This window comes from Pseudomonas sp. S06B 330 (assembly GCF_002845275.2).
In the GTDB taxonomy this organism is placed as follows: Bacteria; Pseudomonadota; Gammaproteobacteria; order Pseudomonadales; family Pseudomonadaceae; genus Aquipseudomonas.
Map to the genome: position 1 here is coordinate 666,180 of NZ_CP088149.1, position 19,710 is coordinate 685,889.

15 protein-coding genes, 4 tRNA genes and 1 rRNA gene are annotated in these 19,710 nt (G+C 56.2%); all 20 read left to right on the plus strand.

Features of this window, described 5'->3' with window-relative positions; translation table 11 throughout:
* The first annotated feature begins 67 nt into the window (after window positions 1-67).
* The 20 genes from rrf to fusA all read left to right on the plus strand — a co-directional run bounded on the left by rrf (window position 68) and on the right by fusA (window position 19,686).
* A 5S ribosomal RNA gene (rrf, locus tag CX511_RS03095) occupies window positions 68-183 on the plus strand.
* Window positions 184-460: 277 nt separating this feature from the next.
* Window positions 461-1,420 carry a bifunctional biotin--[acetyl-CoA-carboxylase] ligase/biotin operon repressor BirA gene (gene birA / locus CX511_RS03100; protein ID WP_045190666.1) on the plus strand — a complete coding sequence of 320 codons (960 nt, stop codon included), beginning with the start codon at window positions 461-463 and terminating at the stop codon, window positions 1,418-1,420.
* Window positions 1,410-2,156: a pantothenate kinase gene (locus CX511_RS03105; protein WP_045190664.1), complete on the plus strand. Its 747-nt coding sequence runs from the start codon at window positions 1,410-1,412 to the stop codon at window positions 2,154-2,156. The genes birA and CX511_RS03105 overlap by 11 nt, the downstream gene beginning before the upstream one ends.
* Before the next feature lie 7 nt (window positions 2,157-2,163).
* Complete coding sequence (locus CX511_RS03110) at window positions 2,164-2,592, plus strand: hypothetical protein (RefSeq protein ID WP_045190662.1); 429 nt, start codon at window positions 2,164-2,166, stop codon at window positions 2,590-2,592.
* A gap of 144 nt (window positions 2,593-2,736) precedes the next feature.
* Window positions 2,737-2,821: transfer RNA gene (locus CX511_RS03115), tRNA-Tyr, on the plus strand.
* Window positions 2,822-2,845: 24 nt separating this feature from the next.
* Window positions 2,846-2,919, plus strand: a tRNA-Gly gene (locus CX511_RS03120).
* A 26-nt stretch (window positions 2,920-2,945) separates the two neighbouring features.
* Window positions 2,946-3,021: transfer RNA gene (locus CX511_RS03125), tRNA-Thr, on the plus strand.
* Between the two features lie 85 nt (window positions 3,022-3,106).
* Complete coding sequence (tuf, locus tag CX511_RS03130) at window positions 3,107-4,300, plus strand: elongation factor Tu (RefSeq protein WP_010220303.1); 1,194 nt, start codon at window positions 3,107-3,109, stop codon at window positions 4,298-4,300.
* 53 nt (window positions 4,301-4,353) lie between these two features.
* A tRNA-Trp gene (locus CX511_RS03135) sits at window positions 4,354-4,429 on the plus strand.
* A 45-nt stretch (window positions 4,430-4,474) separates the two neighbouring features.
* Entirely contained in the window at window positions 4,475-4,843 is a 369-nt protein-coding gene (secE, locus tag CX511_RS03140) for a preprotein translocase subunit SecE (RefSeq protein ID WP_045190239.1), read from the plus strand.
* Between the two features lie 9 nt (window positions 4,844-4,852).
* On the plus strand, window positions 4,853-5,386 hold the full coding sequence (gene nusG, locus CX511_RS03145; RefSeq protein ID WP_010220294.1) for a transcription termination/antitermination protein NusG: 534 nt from the start codon (window positions 4,853-4,855) through the stop codon (window positions 5,384-5,386).
* 119 nt (window positions 5,387-5,505) lie between these two features.
* On the plus strand, window positions 5,506-5,937 hold the full coding sequence (rplK, locus tag CX511_RS03150) for a 50S ribosomal protein L11 (RefSeq protein ID WP_017901523.1): 432 nt from the start codon (window positions 5,506-5,508) through the stop codon (window positions 5,935-5,937).
* Window positions 5,937-6,632, plus strand: coding sequence for a 50S ribosomal protein L1 (gene rplA, locus CX511_RS03155; RefSeq protein WP_028944938.1), 696 nt, complete (start codon window positions 5,937-5,939; stop codon window positions 6,630-6,632). Before rplK ends, rplA begins: the two co-directional genes overlap by 1 nt.
* 200 nt (window positions 6,633-6,832) lie before the next feature.
* Window positions 6,833-7,333: a 50S ribosomal protein L10 gene (rplJ, locus tag CX511_RS03160; RefSeq protein ID WP_045190247.1), complete on the plus strand. Its 501-nt coding sequence runs from the start codon at window positions 6,833-6,835 to the stop codon at window positions 7,331-7,333.
* Between the two features lie 78 nt (window positions 7,334-7,411).
* On the plus strand, window positions 7,412-7,777 hold the full coding sequence (gene rplL, locus CX511_RS03165) for a 50S ribosomal protein L7/L12 (protein WP_043861936.1): 366 nt from the start codon (window positions 7,412-7,414) through the stop codon (window positions 7,775-7,777).
* Window positions 7,778-7,996: 219 nt separating this feature from the next.
* On the plus strand, window positions 7,997-12,070 hold the full coding sequence (gene rpoB, locus CX511_RS03170; protein WP_045190251.1) for a DNA-directed RNA polymerase subunit beta: 4,074 nt from the start codon (window positions 7,997-7,999) through the stop codon (window positions 12,068-12,070).
* Window positions 12,071-12,134: 64 nt separating this feature from the next.
* Window positions 12,135-16,334, plus strand: a complete 4,200-nt coding sequence (gene rpoC / locus CX511_RS03175; protein WP_045190253.1) for a DNA-directed RNA polymerase subunit beta' — start codon at window positions 12,135-12,137, stop codon at window positions 16,332-16,334.
* 210 nt (window positions 16,335-16,544) lie between these two features.
* Window positions 16,545-16,916, plus strand: a complete 372-nt coding sequence (rpsL, locus tag CX511_RS03180) for a 30S ribosomal protein S12 (RefSeq protein WP_003186084.1) — start codon at window positions 16,545-16,547, stop codon at window positions 16,914-16,916.
* Window positions 16,917-17,037: 121 nt separating this feature from the next.
* A complete protein-coding gene (gene rpsG / locus CX511_RS03185; protein ID WP_008089143.1) occupies window positions 17,038-17,508 on the plus strand; it encodes a 30S ribosomal protein S7 in 471 nt (156 codons plus the stop codon).
* Between the two features lie 30 nt (window positions 17,509-17,538).
* Window positions 17,539-19,686, plus strand: a complete 2,148-nt coding sequence (gene fusA, locus CX511_RS03190) for an elongation factor G (RefSeq protein WP_045190255.1) — start codon at window positions 17,539-17,541, stop codon at window positions 19,684-19,686.
* Window positions 19,687-19,710 lie beyond the last annotated feature (24 nt).

Here is a 19,710-nt window from a genome sequence, read left to right on the forward strand (position 1 = left end):
TAAACCACAAACTGTCACATACCCAATTCGCTGGAGTGTCTAACAAGACCTTCTGGCAACAGAATTTCTTGACGACCATAGAGCATTGGAACCACCTGATCCCATCCCGAACTCAGCAGTGAAACGATGCATCGCCGATGGTAGTGTGGGGTTTCCCCATGTGAGAGTAGGTCATCGTCAAGATTAAATTCCGAAACCCCTATCTGCGTATGCAGGTAGGGGTTTTGTCTTTTCCGGCCCTGGCCCCGGCCGTTGCCTGGGAGGTGCCCTTGTGGGAGCCGGGCTTACCGGCGATACCGCCACTGCGCAATCGCTGACACCTCAGTGGTATCCTCGCCGCCAAGGCTGGCTCCCGCAGCGGGCAAATCCGTGATCCGCACCTCACCCAATCCCATCAGTTTTCTATGCAATCCCTACCTGCATAGCTATCATGCCAGCCTCATTACGAGTCGAGATTGGCATGCTGAAGTTGTTGAAGCTCCTCAAGGATGGCCGGTTCCATTCCGGGCAGGATCTGGGGGTCGCCCTTGGCGTAAGTCGTAGTGCTGTCTGGAAGCAACTACAGCACCTCGAGGCCGAACTGAATCTACCCATTCATAAAGTGCGTGGTCGCGGCTATCAGTTAGCAACGCCTTTGTCGTTGCTGGAGGAGTCGGTTATTGCCGAATACTCGCAAGGTGAGCACTGGCCGGCGCTGGTATTCGACTCCATTGACTCAACCAATGCCCAGGCCTTACGCGCAGTTGCTGAAGGGCAGGCTGCACCGTTCCTGGTCCTGGCGGAGCGCCAGACAGCTGGGCGGGGGAGGCGTGGTCGTCAGTGGGTTAGTCCTTTTGCCGAAAACCTCTATTACAGCCTGGTGCTGCGTATCGACGGTGGCATGCGTCAGCTCGAAGGCTTGAGCCTGGTAGTAGGGCTTGCGGTCATGCGTACCTTACAGTCCTTTGGCGTTGCTGATGTGGGCTTGAAATGGCCGAATGACGTGCTGGTCAATAATCAAAAGATCGCCGGCATCCTTTTGGAGTTGGTGGGTGATCCTGCGGATGTCTGTCATGTGGTGCTGGGTATTGGCATCAATGTAAACATGCAGGTAACCAGTGAAGTCGATCAGCAGTGGACTTCTATGCGTCGTGAGGCGGGAGTGGCAGTCGATCGCAATATATTGGTCGCCAGGTTAAACCAAAACCTGCAGATCGACCTTGAACGGCATCGCCAGAGCGGTTTTGCCGGATTTCAGCGTGAATGGGAAGAGGCGCACCAGTGGCAAGGTCGCGCGGTATCCTTGATTGCCGGAGCTAACAAGATTGATGGCGTAGTAGTAGGTATTGATGGTCAGGGGGCATTGCGCCTTATGGTCGATGGTGTAGAGAAGAGCTTCAGCGGTGGTGAGCTCAGTTTGAGGTTGCGTGATGATTCTTGAGCTCGATTGCGGTAACAGCTTTATCAAATGGCGCGTCATTCGGCGTGCCGACGCCTCGATCGTTGCTGGTGGCGTAGTCGCTTCCGACCAGGCATTGCTGGCCGCGGTCACTGCGCTGCCGCAGGCGCCTCAGCGCTGTCGCTTGGTGAGTGTTCGTAGCGAAGAGGAAACTAGCAGTCTTTCGGCTTTGCTGCTCCAGCATTTTGGCCTGGACGTGCTGGTTGCCCAGCCCGCGAAAGAGGTGGCGGGTGTGCGTAATGGCTATGACGACTATCAACGTCTCGGCCTTGATCGCTGGCTGGCGGTGTTAGGGGCTTATCGTTTGGCTAAAGGCGCGTGCCTGGTCATGGATTTTGGCACTGCAGCCAAGGCTGACTTCGTCGCGGCAGATGGCGAGCACTTGGGTGGTTTTATCTGTCCTGGTATGCCGCTGATGCGTAGTCAGCTGCGTACGCATACCCGGCGTATTCGCTACGACGATGCGTCGGCTGAACGAGCGTTGTCGAGTATGTCCCCAGGGCGTTCAACGGTGGAGGCAGTTGAACGCGGCTGCGTGCATATGCTTCAGGGCTTCGTTCGTTCCCAGATTGAGCACGCGCGCGCGTTGTGGGGTGATAATTTCACGGTGTTGCTGACAGGCGGGGATGCACCCCTGGTGCAGGAGGCTGCGCCGAATGCCCGAGTGGTGCCGGATCTGGTATTTGTCGGCCTGGCAATGGCCTGTCCCCTGAGTTGAGGTGACTATGCGTTGGTTGTTTCTGTTGTTGGTGGTGCTTAATGGTGTCTATTACGTCTGGCATCAGCAGGAAGCGCCGCTGAAGGCCAAGGAGGTGGCGCCGCTATCGCTCTACAAGGGTAATCAGCAGGGCATTCACCTGTTGAGCGAGTCTCCGAAGGGGCAGCGCCCTCCTGAGCGCGGCCAGGAATGCCTGTATGTTGGCGGTTTAAGTAACCAGGAGCAGCTTGATGCGCTGCGTCAGCGACTGCTTTCTCTGGATGTTGCGGCGAAGCCGGTGGTTGGGCGGCTCGGTGATTCGACAGGTTTTTGGCTGCAGATCGCGCCGCAGAGCCTGCGTTTGTTGGATCAAACCCTGCTGGGGGCACTTTCTCGAGATTTCAAAGACTTAAAACATAAAATAATGTTGTGCGAGGGTATTGCAACTGGCGAATAGCTTGATAGAATGGCGCCCGCTTCACAGGGATGACCACTAAGTGGCAACACTGAGAAGCAGCTGTCAAATTAGCTAACCTCAAGATTTTAATGAGAAAAAGCTTGACAGCAGGACGGCAAGAGTTGAAAATGCCGCCCACGTTCAGGAGGGGTTCCCGAGCGGCCAAAGGGATCAGACTGTAAATCTGACGTCTACGACTTCGAAGGTTCGAATCCTTCCCCCTCCACCAGTTTTAGCGAGAGCTGCAAGCTCCGCGGGTATAGTTTAGTGGTAGAACCTCAGCCTTCCAAGCTGATGATGCGGGTTCGATTCCCGCTACCCGCTCCAAGTTTGCTGTTGTTGCATAGTGTTACGCTCTTGTAGCTCAGTTGGTAGAGCACACCCTTGGTAAGGGTGAGGTCAGCGGTTCAAATCCGCTCAAGAGCTCCATATAACAAGGCAGATATGAAAATATCTGCCTTTGTTTTAATGGTCGTATTAACTTGCTTATTTCTTCTTGCTGAGGATTGTCTCGATGGCTAAGGAAAAGTTCGATCGTAGTCTGCCGCACGTGAACGTCGGCACCATTGGTCACGTTGACCATGGCAAGACCACGCTGACCGCAGCGCTGACTCGCGTTTGCTCCGAAGTTTTCGGTTCGGCTGTTGTCGAGTTCGACAAGATCGACAGCGCTCCAGAAGAGAAGGCTCGTGGTATTACCATTAATACTGCGCACGTCGAGTACAACTCGAACATTCGTCACTACGCTCACGTTGACTGCCCAGGTCACGCTGACTACGTGAAGAATATGATTACCGGTGCTGCCCAGATGGACGGCGCAATCCTGGTTTGCTCGGCCGCTGATGGTCCGATGCCGCAAACCCGTGAGCACATCCTGCTGTCCCGTCAGGTTGGCGTTCCGTACATCGTGGTCTTCCTGAACAAGGCTGACCTGGTAGACGACGCTGAGCTGCTGGAACTGGTTGAGATGGAAGTTCGCGACCTGCTGTCCACCTACGACTTCCCAGGCGACGACACTCCGATCATCATCGGTTCGGCTCGTATGGCGTTGGAAGGCAAAGACGACAACGAGATGGGCACCACTGCCGTCAAGAAGCTGGTTGAAACTCTGGATAGCTACATCCCAGAGCCAGAGCGCGCTATCGACAAGCCGTTCCTGATGCCAATCGAAGACGTATTCTCGATCTCGGGTCGTGGTACCGTTGTTACCGGTCGTATCGAGCGTGGTATCGTCCGCGTTCAGGACGCCCTGGAAATCGTTGGTCTGCGTGACACCACCACCACCACCTGCACCGGTGTTGAGATGTTCCGCAAGCTGCTGGACGAAGGTCGTGCTGGCGAGAACTGCGGCGTTCTGCTGCGTGGCACCAAGCGTGACGACGTTGAACGTGGTCAGGTTCTGGTTAAGCCGGGTTCGGTTAAGCCGCACACCAAGTTCACCGCAGAAGTTTACGTTCTGAGCAAGGAAGAAGGCGGCCGTCATACTCCGTTCTTCAAAGGCTACCGTCCACAGTTCTACTTCCGTACTACTGACGTGACCGGTAACTGCGAGCTGCCAGAAGGCGTTGAAATGGTAATGCCAGGTGACAACATCCAGATGACTGTCACTCTGATCAAAACCATCGCAATGGAAGATGGTCTGCGTTTCGCTATCCGTGAAGGCGGTCGTACCGTCGGCGCTGGCGTCGTAGCAAAGATTATCGAATAAGTAGTTGATTTCTCTCGATCAGGTCGGCATAATGGCCGGCCTGATAAGCTTTTAGGTCAGTAGCTCAATTGGCAGAGCGACGGTCTCCAAAACCGTAGGTTGGGGGTTCGATTCCCTCCTGACCTGCCAGATTCACCTCGTGTGTCTGGCTTTCTTTTCACAGGATCTTCCTAGATGACTCCCAAGGCTGAAGCCCAAGACTCTCGTTTTGACCTGCTCAAGTGGCTGGCTGTTGTCGCTTTGGTATTCGTAGGTGTCGTGGGTAATATTTATTATTCCGACTTCCCGATTCTGTATCGCGTACTCGCACTGCTTGCTCTTGCTGCTGTAGCTGGCTTTTTGGCCCTGCAAACTGCTAAAGGCAAGTCGTTCTTTACGTTGCTAAAGGAAGCGCGCACCGAGATTCGTAAAGTCGTATGGCCAACCCGTCAAGAAACCATGCAAACCACGCTCATCGTAGTGGCGGTTGTTCTGGTTATGGCGTTGCTGCTGTGGGGTCTCGACTCCCTGCTCGGTTGGTTGATTTCCTTGATTGTTGGCTAAGGGTGTCCCGTGGCTAAGCGTTGGTACGTTGTGCATGCTTACTCGGGTTACGAGAAGCATGTAATGCGCTCGCTGATCGAGCGCGTAAAGCTGGCTGGCATGGAAGATGGCTTCGGCGAGATTCTGGTCCCCACTGAAGAAGTGGTTGAGATGCGCAATGGCCAGAAGCGCAAAAGTGAGCGTAAGTTCTTCCCAGGCTATGTTCTGGTGCAAATGGACATGAACGAAGGGACTTGGCACTTGGTCAAGGATACCCCTCGCGTCATGGGCTTCATCGGTGGTACTGCAGATAAGCCTGCGCCGATCACTGACAAAGAAGCCGAAGCCATCTTGCGTCGCGTTGCTGATGGCAGCGACAAGCCTAAGCCTAAGACTCTGTTTGAGCCAGGCGAAGTGGTTCGCGTTATCGATGGTCCGTTTGCTGATTTCAACGGTACTGTTGAAGAAGTTAACTACGAGAAGAGCCGGATCCAAGTGGCCGTGCTTATTTTCGGTCGCTCTACCCCGGTAGAGCTCGAGTTCAGCCAGGTCGAGAAGGTCTAGCAGAACGACGCATCCCATACCCCGCAGCCCTATGTGCTGCGGGGTTTTGTCGTCACTGGGATAAAACGCAAGTAATCCGGGGAGCCTTCAGGCGTTCGTACCCGATATTGGAGTAGCTCATGGCTAAGAAGATTCAGGCTTACATCAAGCTGCAAGTAAAGGCCGGCCAGGCCAACCCAAGCCCACCCGTTGGTCCAGCACTGGGTCAACACGGTGTGAACATCATGGAATTCTGCAAGGCCTTCAACGCCCGTACTCAGGGTCAAGAAGCCGGTCTGCCGACTCCTGTGATCATCACTGTTTACAGTGACCGCAGCTTCACCTTCGAAACCAAAAGCACCCCTGCTTCGGTTCTGCTGAAGAAAGCAGCTGGCCTGACCAGCGGTTCTGCACGTCCGAACACCGTTAAAGTCGGTACTGTGACCCGTGCTCAGCTGGAAGAGATCGCAAAAACCAAAAATGCTGATCTGACCGCTGCTGACCTGGATGCGGCCGTGCGTACCATCGCCGGTTCCGCTCGCAGCATGGGCCTCAACGTGGAGGGTGTGTAATGGCTAAGCTGACCAAGCGCCAAAAGGCCATTGCTTCGAAGCTCGAAGCTGGCAAAGTCTACAACTTCGAAGACGCAGCAGTGCTGCTGGCCGAACTGTCCACCGTGAAGTTCAGCGAATCCTTCGACGTTGCTGTCAACCTCGGTGTTGACCCACGTAAATCCGACCAGGTCGTTCGTAGCGCTACCGTGCTGCCACACGGCACTGGCAAGACTGTACGTGTTGCTGTCTTCACCCAGGGTCCAGCTGCTGAGGCCGCTCTGGCTGCCGGCGCTGACCGTGTAGGTATGGACGATCTGGCTGCCGAAATGAAAGGCGGCGACCTGAACTATGACGTCGTTATTGCTTCCCCGGACGCAATGCGTGTTGTAGGTCAGCTGGGTCAGGTTCTGGGTCCTCGCGGCCTGATGCCTAACCCGAAAGTCGGTACCGTAACTCCAGACGTAGCCACCGCGGTTAAAAACGCCAAGGCTGGTCAGGTTCGTTATCGCACCGACAAAAACGGCATCATCCACACCTCCGTTGGCAAGGTTGGCTTTGAAGCTGGCAAGCTGAAGGAAAACGTTGAAGCCCTGATCGCTGATCTGAAGCGTATCAAGCCAGCTTCTTCGAAAGGTATCTACGTTAAGCGCGTTACCCTGAGCACCACTATGGGCCCAGGTCTGGTCATCGACCAGAGCTCGCTGAACGCGTAAGACAAAAGCCGGCGCGAGCGATCGCGTCGACTTGAAAAAATTGGGGTCCCTGCCTGGCGGGGGCTATCCAAGACCGTAGGCGGCGCAAGCCTTAAACCTCAAGCCTACGCAGATGGTGCCCCTGGTTCCGTATCGAATCAGACACCAAAACGACATCTGGCCTCGGCTGGATGAAACGGTAACAAGCAGGAGTTTTACCCGTGGCAATTAAACTCGAAGACAAGAAGGCCATCGTCGCTGAAGTCAACGAGGCTGCCAAAGTCGCTCTGTCTGCTGTCGTGGCTGATGCCCGTGGCGTGACTGTAGGCGCAATGACCGGACTCCGTAAAGAGGCTCGTGAAGCTGGCGTATACGTACGTGTTGTACGTAACACCCTGCTCAAGCGCGCTGTTGCTGACACTGAATTCAGTGTCCTCAACGACGCCTTCACCGGCCCTACCCTGATCGCGTTCTCCAACGAACACCCGGGCGCTGCTGCTCGTCTGTTCGCTGAATTCGCCAAGGGTCAGAGCAAGTTCGAGATCAAGGCAGCTGCGTTCGACGGCAAGTTCCTTGCCGCAAACCAGATCGACGTGTTGGCTTCCCTGCCGACCCGCGACGAGGCCATTGCGAAGCTGATGAGCGTGATTCAAGGCGCTACCAGCAAGCTGGCTCGTACTTTGGCAGCCGTTCGCGACCAGAAAGAAGCTGCTGCTGCCTAAGGCACTGCAAGCCCTTTCGAAATCATACGTTTAATTTGATGGCTGCGTAGGCTGTCACCCCAATACAGGATTTAAGTCATGTCTCTGACTAACGAGCAAATCATCGAAGCAATCGGCCAGAAAACCGTTCTGGAAGTTGTTGAGCTGATCAAAGCAATGGAAGAAACCTTCGGCGTTACCGCTGCTGTTGCCGCTGCTGGCCCAGCTGCTGCCGCTGCCGTTGTTGAAGAACAAACCGAGTTCAACGTTGTTCTGGTTGCCGCTGGCGACAAGAAAGTAAACGTGATCAAGGCTGTTCGTGAACTGACCGGCCTGGGCCTGAAAGAAGCCAAGGAAAAGGTTGATACCGCTCCTCAGGTTGTTGCTGAAGGCGTTTCGAAAGAAGCCGCTGACAAAGCTAAAGCTGACCTGGAAGCAGCAGGCGCTACCGTCGAACTGAAGTAATTTCGACTGTGCGTCTCCAGCCCGAGCGATAAGCGAAAGGCTGATGGCTGGTGGCTCTTGCCACCGGCCTTTTTCCGTTATTGGTGGCCGACCAGGTCGGCATTGATAGCGAGCAGTAACCACCGATGACGGTGGCGCAAACCATGGGGTTTGCACGATTTTCTGGCTGCTCCCGTCGGGAGAAGCCAAACAAGCAGGTGACCAAGCTGGGGAACGCTGATGGCTTACTCATACACTGAGAAAAAACGTATCCGCAAGGACTTTAGCAAGTTGCCGGACGTCATGGATGTGCCTTACCTCCTGGCCATCCAGCTGGATTCGTATCGTGAATTCTTGCAAGCGGGAGCGACTAAAGATCAGTTCCGCGACGTGGGCCTGCATGCGGCCTTCAAATCGGTTTTCCCGATCATCAGCTACTCCGGCAATGCTGCCCTGGAGTACGTTGGCTATCGTCTGGGCGAACCGGCTTTTGATGTCAAAGAATGCGTACTGCGCGGTGTGACCTACGCGGTTCCGCTGCGGGTAAAAGTCCGCCTGATCATTTTCGACAAAGAGTCGTCGAACAAAGCGATCAAGGACATCAAAGAGCAAGAAGTCTACATGGGTGAAATCCCCCTGATGACTGAAAACGGTACCTTCGTAATCAACGGTACCGAGCGTGTTATCGTTTCCCAGCTGCATCGCTCGCCGGGTGTGTTCTTCGACCACGACCGTGGCAAGACGCACAGTTCGGGCAAGCTGCTGTACTCGGCACGGATCATTCCTTACCGCGGTTCGTGGCTGGACTTCGAATTCGATCCGAAAGACTGTGTATTCGTCCGTATCGACCGTCGTCGCAAGCTGCCTGCGTCGGTACTGCTGCGCGCGCTGGGTTATAGCACCGAAGAAGTACTGAACGCCTTCTACACCACCAACGTATTCCACGTTTCGGGCGAGAAACTCAGCCTGGAGCTGGTGCCTCAGCGCCTGCGTGGTGAAATCGCGGTCATGGACATCCATGACGAAACCGGCAAGGTCATTGTCGAGCAAGGTCGTCGTATCACCGCTCGCCACATCAACCAGCTGGAAAAAGCTGGTGTGAAGCATCTCGACGTTCCTATGGAATACGTCCTGGGTCGCACCACCGCCAAGGCTATCGTTCACCCGGCGACGGGCGAAATCCTGGCCGAGTGCAACACCGAGCTGAACACCGAGCTGCTGATCAAGATCGCCAAGGCTCAGGTTGTCCGCATCGAGACCTTGTACACCAACGACATCGATTGCGGTCCGTTCATCTCCGACACGCTGAAGATCGACTCCACCAGCAATCAGCTGGAAGCGCTGGTCGAAATCTATCGGATGATGCGTCCTGGCGAGCCGCCAACCAAGGATGCCGCTGAGACCCTGTTCAATAACCTGTTCTTCAGCGCCGAGCGTTACGACCTGTCGGCTGTTGGTCGCATGAAGTTCAACCGTCGTATCGGTCGTACCGAGATCGAAGGTTCGGGCGTGCTGAGCAAGGAAGACATCGTCGAGGTTCTCAAGACCCTGGTCGATATCCGTAACGGCAAAGGCATCGTCGACGACATCGACCATCTGGGTAACCGTCGTGTTCGTTGTGTCGGTGAGATGGCCGAGAACCAGTTCCGCGTTGGCCTGGTGCGTGTTGAGCGTGCGGTCAAAGAGCGTCTGTCGATGGCCGAAAGCGAAGGCCTGATGCCACAGGACCTGATCAACGCCAAGCCGGTAGCGGCGGCGGTGAAAGAGTTCTTCGGCTCCAGCCAGCTCTCGCAGTTCATGGACCAGAACAACCCGCTCTCCGAGATCACCCACAAGCGTCGTGTCTCCGCACTCGGCCCTGGTGGTCTGACCCGTGAGCGCGCTGGCTTCGAAGTCCGTGACGTACACCCGACCCACTACGGCCGTGTGTGCCCGATCGAGACCCCTGAAGGTCCGAACATCGGTCTGATCAACTCCCTGGCGGCCTATGCCCGCACCAACCAGTACGGCTTCCTGGAAAGCCCGTACCGCGTGGTGAAAGAGGGTGTTGTCACCGACGACATCGTGTTCCTGTCGGCGATCGAAGAAGCCGATCACGTTATCGCTCAGGCTTCGGCCGCGATGAACGAGAAGAAGCAGCTGATCGACGAGCTGGTAGCCGTTCGTCACCTGAACGAATTCACCGTCAAGGCGCCGGAAGACGTCACCTTGATGGACGTTTCGCCGAAGCAGGTAGTTTCGGTCGCAGCGTCGCTGATTCCGTTCCTCGAGCACGACGACGCCAACCGTGCGTTGATGGGCTCGAACATGCAGCGTCAGGCTGTACCAACCCTGCGTGCTGACAAGCCGCTGGTCGGTACCGGCATGGAGCGTAACGTTGCCCGTGACTCCGGCGTTTGCGTCGTGGCTCGTCGTGGCGGTGTTATCGATTCCGTTGACGCCAGCCGTATCGTGGTTCGTGTTGCTGATGACGAAGTAGAAACCGGCGAAGCCGGTGTCGACATCTACAACCTGACCAAGTATACCCGCTCGAACCAGAACACCTGCATCAACCAGCGTCCGCTGGTGAGCAAAGGTGACGTGGTTCAGCGTAGCGACATCATGGCCGACGGCCCGTCCACCGACATGGGTGAGCTGGCACTGGGTCAGAACATGCGCATCGCGTTCATGGCATGGAACGGCTTCAACTTCGAAGACTCCATCTGCCTGTCCGAGCGTGTGGTTCAGGAAGACCGCTTCACCACGATCCACATTCAGGAACTGACCTGTGTGGCCCGTGACACCAAGCTTGGCCCAGAGGAAATCACTGCGGACATCCCGAACGTCGGTGAAGCTGCGCTGAACAAGCTGGACGAAGCCGGTATCGTTTACGTTGGTGCTGAAGTTGGCGCTGGTGACATTCTGGTCGGCAAAGTAACGCCAAAAGGCGAAACTCAGCTGACCCCAGAAGAGAAACTGCTGCGCGCGATCTTCGGTGAGAAGGCTAGCGACGTTAAGGACACCTCCCTGCGCGTGCCAACTGGCACCAAGGGTACTGTCATTGACGTACAGGTCTTCACCCGTGACGGTGTTGAGCGTGATAGCCGTGCGCTGTCGATCGAGAAGATGCAGCTCGACGAGATCCGCAAGGACCTGAACGAAGAGTTCCGTATTGTTGAAGGTGCAACCTTCGAACGTCTGCGTTCTGCCCTGAACGGTCAGGTCGTCGATGGTGGTGCAGGCCTGAAGAAGGGCACTGTCATCACCAACGAAGTGCTGGACGGTCTGGAGCATGGTCAGTGGTTCAAGCTGCGCATGGCCGAAGACGCGCTGAACGAGCAACTTGAGAAGGCCCAGGCCTACATCGTTGATCGTCGCCGTCTGCTGGACGACAAGTTCGAAGACAAGAAGCGCAAGCTGCAGCAGGGCGATGACCTGGCTCCGGGCGTACTGAAGATCGTCAAGGTCTACCTGGCAATCCGTCGTCGCATCCAGCCGGGCGACAAGATGGCCGGTCGTCACGGTAACAAAGGTGTGGTCTCTGTGATCATGCCGGTCGAAGACATGCCGCACGACGCCAACGGTACGCCGGTGGACGTGGTACTGAACCCATTGGGTGTACCATCACGGATGAACGTTGGTCAGATCCTCGAAACCCACCTGGGCCTGGCGGCCAAAGGTTTGGGCGAGAAGATCAACCGCATGCTCGAAGAGCAGCGCAAGGTCATCGAGCTGCGTAAGTTCCTCACCGAGGTCTACAACGAGATCGGTGGTCGTCAGGAAAGCCTGGAAGACTTCTCCGACCAGGAAATCCTGGACCTGGCGAAGAACCTCAAAGGCGGTGTGCCTATGGCCACTCCAGTCTTCGACGGTGCCAAGGAAAGCGAGATCAAGGCCATGCTGAAACTGGCAGACATGCCAGAAAGCGGTCAGATGCAGCTGTTCGACGGCCGTACCGGTAACAAGTTCGAGCGTCCAGTGACCGTTGGTTACATGTACATGCTCAAGCTGAACCACTTGGTGGACGACAAGATGCACGCGCGTTCCACTGGTTCTTACAGCCTGGTTACCCAGCAGCCGCTGGGTGGTAAGGCGCAGTTCGGTGGTCAGCGTTTCGGGGAGATGGAAGTGTGGGCGCTGGAAGCATACGGCGCGGCATACACCCTGCAAGAAATGCTCACAGTGAAGTCGGACGACGTGAACGGTCGGACCAAGATGTACAAAAACATCGTGGACGGCGATCACCGTATGGAGCCGGGCATGCCCGAGTCCTTCAACGTGTTGATCAAAGAGATTCGTTCGCTCGGTATCGATATCGATCTGGAAACCGAATAACACGTGACGCGAATCGGGAGCGTGGCTGAAAAGCCCGCTCCCTGCTCCGCCAGGAGGAAAGGCCTTGAAAGACCTACTGAATTTGCTGAAAAACCAGGGTCAAGTCGAAGAGTTCGACGCCATCCGTATCGGATTGGCCTCGCCTGAGATGATCCGTTCGTGGTCGTTCGGTGAAGTTAAAAAACCGGAAACCATCAACTACCGTACGTTCAAGCCTGAGCGTGACGGCCTGTTCTGCGCCAAGATCTTTGGCCCAGTCAAGGACTACGAGTGCCTGTGCGGTAAGTACAAGCGCCTGAAGCACCGTGGTGTTATCTGTGAGAAGTGCGGCGTTGAAGTCGCCCTGGCCAAGGTTCGTCGTGAGCGCATGGCGCACATCGAACTGGCCTCTCCAGTTGCCCACATCTGGTTCCTGAAATCGCTGCCGTCGCGTATCGGCCTGCTGATGGACATGACCCTGCGTGATATCGAGCGCGTTCTCTACTTCGAGAGCTATGTCGTTATCGATCCAGGCATGACCACGCTGGAAAAAGGCCAACTGCTCAACGACGAGCAGTACTTTGAAGCGCTGGAAGAGTTCGGTGATGACTTCGACGCCCGCATGGGTGCCGAGGCTGTCCGTGAGCTGCTGCACGCTATTGACCTGGAGCACGAGATCGGTCGCCTGCGCGAAGAAATTCCGCAGACCAACTCGGAAACCAAGATCAAGAAGCTGTCCAAGCGTCTGAAACTGATGGAAGCCTTCCAGGGCTCGGGCAACCTGCCTGAGTGGATGGTCCTGACTGTTCTGCCGGTTCTGCCGCCAGACCTGCGTCCATTGGTTCCGCTGGATGGCGGTCGCTTCGCGACTTCCGACCTGAACGATCTGTATCGTCGGGTGATCAACCGTAACAACCGTCTGAAGCGCCTGCTCGACTTGTCCGCGCCGGACATCATCGTGCGTAACGAAAAGCGCATGCTGCAGGAAGCGGTCGACGCCTTGCTGGATAACGGCCGTCGCGGTCGTGCCATCACCGGTTCGAACAAGCGTCCTCTGAAATCCCTGGCCGACATGATCAAGGGTAAGCAAGGTCGTTTCCGTCAGAACTTGCTCGGTAAGCGTGTTGACTACTCCGGCCGTTCGGTAATTACCGTAGGTCCGACCCTGCGTCTGCACCAGTGCGGTCTGCCGAAGAAGATGGCTCTCGAGCTGTTCAAGCCGTTCATTTTCGGCAAGCTGGAAATGCGTGGTCTGGCGACCACCATCAAGGCCGCCAAGAAGATGGTCGAGCGTGAGCTGCCAGAGGTTTGGGACGTTCTCGCTGAGGTCATTCGCGAACACCCCGTACTGCTCAACCGTGCACCGACCCTTCACCGTCTGGGTATCCAGGCGTTTGAACCGGTACTGATCGAAGGTAAGGCTATCCAGCTGCACCCGCTGGTCTGTGCTGCGTACAACGCTGACTTCGACGGTGACCAAATGGCCGTTCACGTGCCGCTGACGCTGGAAGCCCAGCTCGAAGCGCGCGCGCTGATGATGTCGACCAACAACATTCTGTCGCCAGCTAACGGTGAGCCAATCATCGTTCCGTCGCAGGACGTTGTACTGGGTCTGTACTACATGACCCGTGAAGCTATCAACGCCAAGGGCGAAGGTCGTGTATTCGCCGACCTGCAGGAAGTCGACCGCGTATTCCGCGCCGGCGAAGCTGCCCTGCACGCCAAGATCAAGGTTCGTATCAACGAAACCGTTAACGATCGTGATGGTGGCAGCGTCAAGAACACCCGTATCGTCGACACCACTGTCGGCCGTGCACTGCTGTTCCAGGTTGTACCGCCAGGTCTGTCGTACGACGTGGTCAACCAGCCAATGAAGAAAAAGGCGATCTCCAAGCTGATCAACCAGTGCTACCGCGTGGTTGGTCTGAAAGAGACCGTTATCTTCGCTGACCAGCTGATGTACACCGGTTTTGCCTACTCGACTATCTCCGGCGTTTCCATCGGTGTTAACGACTTCGTTATCCCGGATGAAAAAGCCCGCATCATCGGTACTGCTACCGACGAAGTGAAAGAGATCGAGAGCCAGTACGCCTCCGGCCTGGTAACCCAGGGCGAGAAGTACAACAAAGTCATCGACTTGTGGTCCAAGGCGAACGACGAAGTTTCCAAGGCGATGATGGCCAACCTCTCGAAAGAGAAAGTCATTGACCGCAACGGCGACGAAGTCGAGCAAGAGTCCTTCAACTCGATGTACATGATGGCTGACTCCGGTGCCCGGGGTTCGGCAGCTCAGATTCGTCAGCTGGCCGGTATGCGTGGTCTGATGGCCAAGCCGGACGGCTCGATTATCGAGACGCCGATCACCGCGAACTTCCGTGAAGGTCTGAGCGTACTCCAGTACTTCATCTCGACTCACGGTGCTCGTAAGGGTCTTGCGGATACCGCGTTGAAAACCGCGAACTCCGGTTACCTGACTCGTCGTCTGGTAGACGTTGCTCAGGATCTGGTCGTAACCGAGATCGACTGTGGTACCGAGCAAGGTCTGCTGATGACGCCTCACATTGAAGGCGGCGACGTTGTAGAGCCGTTGGGTGAGCGTGTACTGGGTCGTGTGATCGCCCGTGACGTGTTCAAGCCAGGCACCGACGACGTAATCGTTCCGGCCGGTACTCTGGTCGACGAGAAGTGGGTTGAATTCATCGAGCTGAACAGCATCGACGAAGTGATCGTGCGTTCGCCGATCAGCTGCGAAACCCGCTACGGCATCTGCGCCAAGTGCTACGGTCGTGACCTGGCTCGCGGTCACCAGGTGAACATCGGTGAAGCTGTCGGCGTTATCGCTGCTCAGTCGATCGGTGAGCCGGGTACCCAGCTGACCATGCGTACGTTCCACATCGGTGGTGCTGCAAGCCGGACCTCGGCTGCCGACAGCGTCCAGGTGAAGAACGGCGGTATGGTTCGTCTGCACAACCTGAAGCAGGTTGAGCGTGCCGACGGTAACCTGGTTGCCGTATCGCGTTCCGGTGAGTTGGCTATTGCCGACGAATTCGGTCGTGAGCGTGAGCGCTACAAGCTGCCTTACGGTGCGGTGATTTCGGTCAAGGAAGGCGACAAGGTCGACGCTGGCGCAATCGTTGCCAAGTGGGACCCGCACACCCACCCGATCGTTACCGAAATGAAAGGTACCGTGACCTTCGTGGGCATGGAAGAAGGCATCACCATCAAGCGTCAGACTGACGAATTGACGGGTTTGACCAACATTGAAGTTCTGGACGTCAAAGACCGTCCGGCTGCAGGTAAGGAAATCCGTCCTGCAATCAAGATGGTCGACGCCAATGGCAAGGATCTGCTGCTGCCAGGTACCGACGTACCGGCTCAGTACTTCCTGCCGGCGAACGCCCTGGTCGGTGTGGCTGACGGTGCTCAGATCGGTGTTGGTGACGTTATCGCGCGTATTCCGCAAGAAACGTCGAAGACCCGTGACATCACCGGTGGTCTGCCGCGGGTTGCCGACTTGTTCGAAGCCCGTCGTCCGAAAGAAGCCTCGATTCTGGCTGAAGTCAGCGGCACCATCGCCTTCGGTAAAGAGACCAAAGGCAAGCGCCGTCTGGTTATCACCCCGAATGACGGTAGCGATCCGTACGAAGAGCTGATTCCGAAGTGGCGCCACCTGAACGTCTTCGAAGGCGAACAGGTGAACCGCGGCGAAGTTATCTCTGACGGTCCTAGCGATCCGCACGACATCCTGCGTCTGTTGGGTGTAAGCGCGCTGGCCAAGTACATCGTCAACGAGATTCAGGACGTTTACCGTCTGCAAGGCGTGAAGATCAACGACAAGCACATCGAAACCATCCTGCGTCAGATGCTGCGCAAGGTTGAGATTGCCGAGTCGGGTGATTCCAGCTTCATCAAGGGCGACCAGATGGAACTGACCCACGTACTGGTAGAGAACGAGCGTCTCAACGCGGAAGACAAGTTTGTCTCCAAGTTCACTCGTGTACTGCTGGGTATCACCAAGGCCTCGCTGTCCACCGAATCGTTCATCTCGGCGGCCTCCTTCCAGGAGACCACCCGTGTTCTGACCGAAGCGGCGGTAACCGGCAAGCGCGATTACCTGCGCGGCCTGAAAGAAAACGTGGTCGTGGGTCGTCTGATCCCGGCCGGTACCGGTCTGGCCTACCACAGCGAGCGTAAGCGTCGCCGTGATGCCGACAAGCCGCTGCGCGTAAGTGCCAGTGAGGTGGAAGCCGCACTGACAGAAGCGCTGAATTCCAGCGGTAACTGAAAGTAGGACAGGGCCCTGGCTGACCCGATCTGGTCATTGACGACTTAAATTGTTGCCGATGACTGGAGGAGGGAGGCTGGGGCCTCGTCTTGACTGGGGGCAAGATCCTCTTTAGACTCTTGTACCCCTAAATTTGGTGGGGCTTCGTCCTGCCAATTTTTGCTTTTCTTGCAAGACAATAGCGTCGCAAGACAACAGTGGAGCTAGTAGATGGCAACTATCAACCAGCTGGTACGTCAGCCGCGTAAGCGTATCGTCGAGAAATCCGACGTTCCTGCGCTGCAGAACTGCCCGCAACGTCGTGGCGTGTGCACCCGTGTGTACACCACTACGCCGAAAAAACCTAACTCGGCACTGCGTAAAGTATGCCGTGTGCGTCTGACCAACGGTTTCGAGGTTTCCTCGTACATCGGCGGTGAAGGCCACAACCTGCAAGAGCACAGCGTCGTACTGATCCGTGGCGGTCGTGTAAAAGACTTGCCAGGTGTTCGTTACCACACCGTTCGCGGCTCCCTGGATACCTCCGGTGTTAAAGGTCGTAACCAAGGTCGTTCGAAGTACGGTACCAAGCGTCCGAAGTAATCGGCCGTTTGCAGCAATTTGCAGTTATTCATTTTATTGAGTCGATAAGAGTAAGGTCGGGCACGCACCCCTTGGGGGCACTTGTCCCGGGCTAACCTGAAGACCGTTTGAGGGCTTATCAATGCCAAGACGTCGTGTAGCAGCCAAGCGTGAGATTCTGGACGATCCTAAATACGGAAGCCAGATCCTCGCCAAGTTCATGAACCACGTTATGGAAAGCGGCAAGAAAGCCGTTGCCGAGCGTATCGTTTACGGTGCGTTGGACAAGGTCAAAGAACGCAAGAACAGCGATCCCCTGGAAATCTTCGAGAAAGCTCTCGACGCCATCGCTCCGCTGGTCGAAGTTAAGTCGCGCCGTGTTGGCGGTGCCACTTACCAGGTTCCTGTTGAAGTTCGTCCATCCCGTCGTAACGCCCTGGCAATGCGCTGGTTGGTAGACTACGCCCGTAAGCGTGGCGAGAAGTCCATGGCTCTGCGCTTGGCTGGCGAGCTGCTGGATGCTGCTGAAGGCAAAGGTGCTGCAGTCAAGAAGCGTGAAGACGTACACCGTATGGCCGAAGCCAACAAAGCGTTCTCGCACTACCGCTTCTAATTCAGGCATCACTATTTTTGCGAGGGCTCTATGGCTCGTACTACACCAATCAACCGCTACCGTAACATTGGTATTTGCGCGCACGTTGACGCGGGCAAAACTACCACTACCGAGCGGATCCTGTTTTACACAGGCCTGAGCCACAAAATGGGCGAGGTGCATGATGGCGCCGCGACCACCGACTGGATGGTGCAGGAGCAGGAGCGGGGTATTACCATTACCTCCGCTGCCGTTACCACCTTCTGGCAGGGCTCCAAGGGTCAGTACGACAACTACCGCGTAAACGTTATCGATACCCCTGGCCACGTTGACTTCACTATTGAAGTAGAACGTTCGCTGCGCGTACTCGACGGCGCGGTCGTTGTTTTCTGCGGTACCTCCGGCGTTGAGCCGCAGTCCGAAACCGTATGGCGTCAAGCCAACAAGTACGGCGTTCCACGTGTTGTTTACGTGAACAAGATGGACCGTGCCGGTGCGAACTTCCTGCGCGTCGTAGGTCAGATCAAGAACCGCCTGGGTCACACCCCGGTTCCTGTTCAGCTGGCCATCGGTTCGGAAGATAACTTCCAAGGTCAGGTCGATCTGATCAAGATGAAGGCTATCTACTGGAACGACGACGACAAGGGCACCACCTATCGCGAGGAAGAAATTCCTGCCGATATGCTGGAGCTGGCTGAAGAGTGGCGCGCCAATATGGTCGAAGCCGCTGCTGAAGCCAACGAAGAGCTGATGAACAAGTACCTTGAAGAAGGTGAGCTGACCGTCGAAGAAATCAAAGCCGGTCTGCGTGCGCGCACCCTGGCCAGCGAGATCGTTCCGGCTGTCTGCGGTTCTTCCTTCAAGAACAAGGGCGTTCCTCTGGTTCTCGATGCCGTTATCGACTTCCTGCCTGCTCCTACCGAGATTCCTGCGATCAAGGGTATCCACCCAGACCTGATCGAGAAGCCGAAGGAAGAGCTGACTGACGCAGACTACGACGAGCGTCGCGCTGACGACAACGAGCCGTTCTCGGCTCTGGCGTTCAAGATTGCCACCGACCCGTTCGTGGGTACTCTGACTTTCGTCCGCGTTTACTCGGGTATGCTGCAGTCTGGCGACTCCGTGATCAACTCGGTCAAAGGCAAGAAAGAGCGCGTTGGTCGTATGGTGCAGATGCACGCCAACCAGCGTGAAGAGATCAAAGAAGTACTGGCAGGCGACATCGCTGCTCTGATCGGTATGAAGGACGTCACCACTGGTGACACCCTGTGCAACGCCGACAAGCCGATCATCCTCGAGCGTATGGACTTCCCGGAGCCTGTGATTTCGGTAGCTGTTGAGCCGAAGACCAAGCAAGACCAGGAAAAGATGGGTATTGCACTGGGCAAACTGGCTCAGGAAGACCCTTCGTTCCGCGTCAAGACCGACGAAGAAACCGGCCAGACCATCATCTCGGGTATGGGCGAGCTTCACCTGGACATCCTCGTTGATCGCATGAAGCGCGAGTTCAACGTCGAAGCCAACATCGGTAAGCCGCAGGTTTCCTACCGCGAGCAGATCACCAAAGACAACGTCGAAATCGAAGGTAAGTTCGTTCGTCAGTCTGGTGGTCGCGGTCAGTTCGGTCACTGCTGGATTCGCTTCTCGCAGCCAACAGTGGACGCGCAAGGCAACATCACCGAAGGCCTGGAATTCACCAACGAAGTTGTAGGCGGTGTGGTTCCTAAGGAATACATCCCGGCGATCCAGAAGGGTATCGAAGAGCAGATGAAGAACGGCATCGTTGCCGGCTATCCGCTGATCGGCCTGAAGGCAACCGTGTTTGATGGTTCCTACCACGACGTCGACTCCAACGAGATGGCGTTCAAGGTGGCGGCCTCCATGGCGACCAAGCAGCTGGCTGCCAAAGGCGGCGGTAAAGTGCTTGAGCCGATCATGAAGGTAGAAGTTGTGACCCCTGAGGACTACATGGGTGACGTGATGGGTGACCTGAACCGTCGTCGTGGTCTGATCCAGGGTATGGAAGATTCGGTGTCCGGCAAGGTTGTCCGTGCTGAAGTTCCGCTCGGAGAGATGTTCGGTTATGCAACCGACGTTCGTTCCATGTCTCAGGGTCGCGCGAGCTACTCCATGGAATTCTCCAAATACGCCGAAGCTCCGTCGAATATCGTCGAAGCACTCGTTAAAAAACAAGGCTAATCCAGCCCTTTAGGCAAGAGGTTC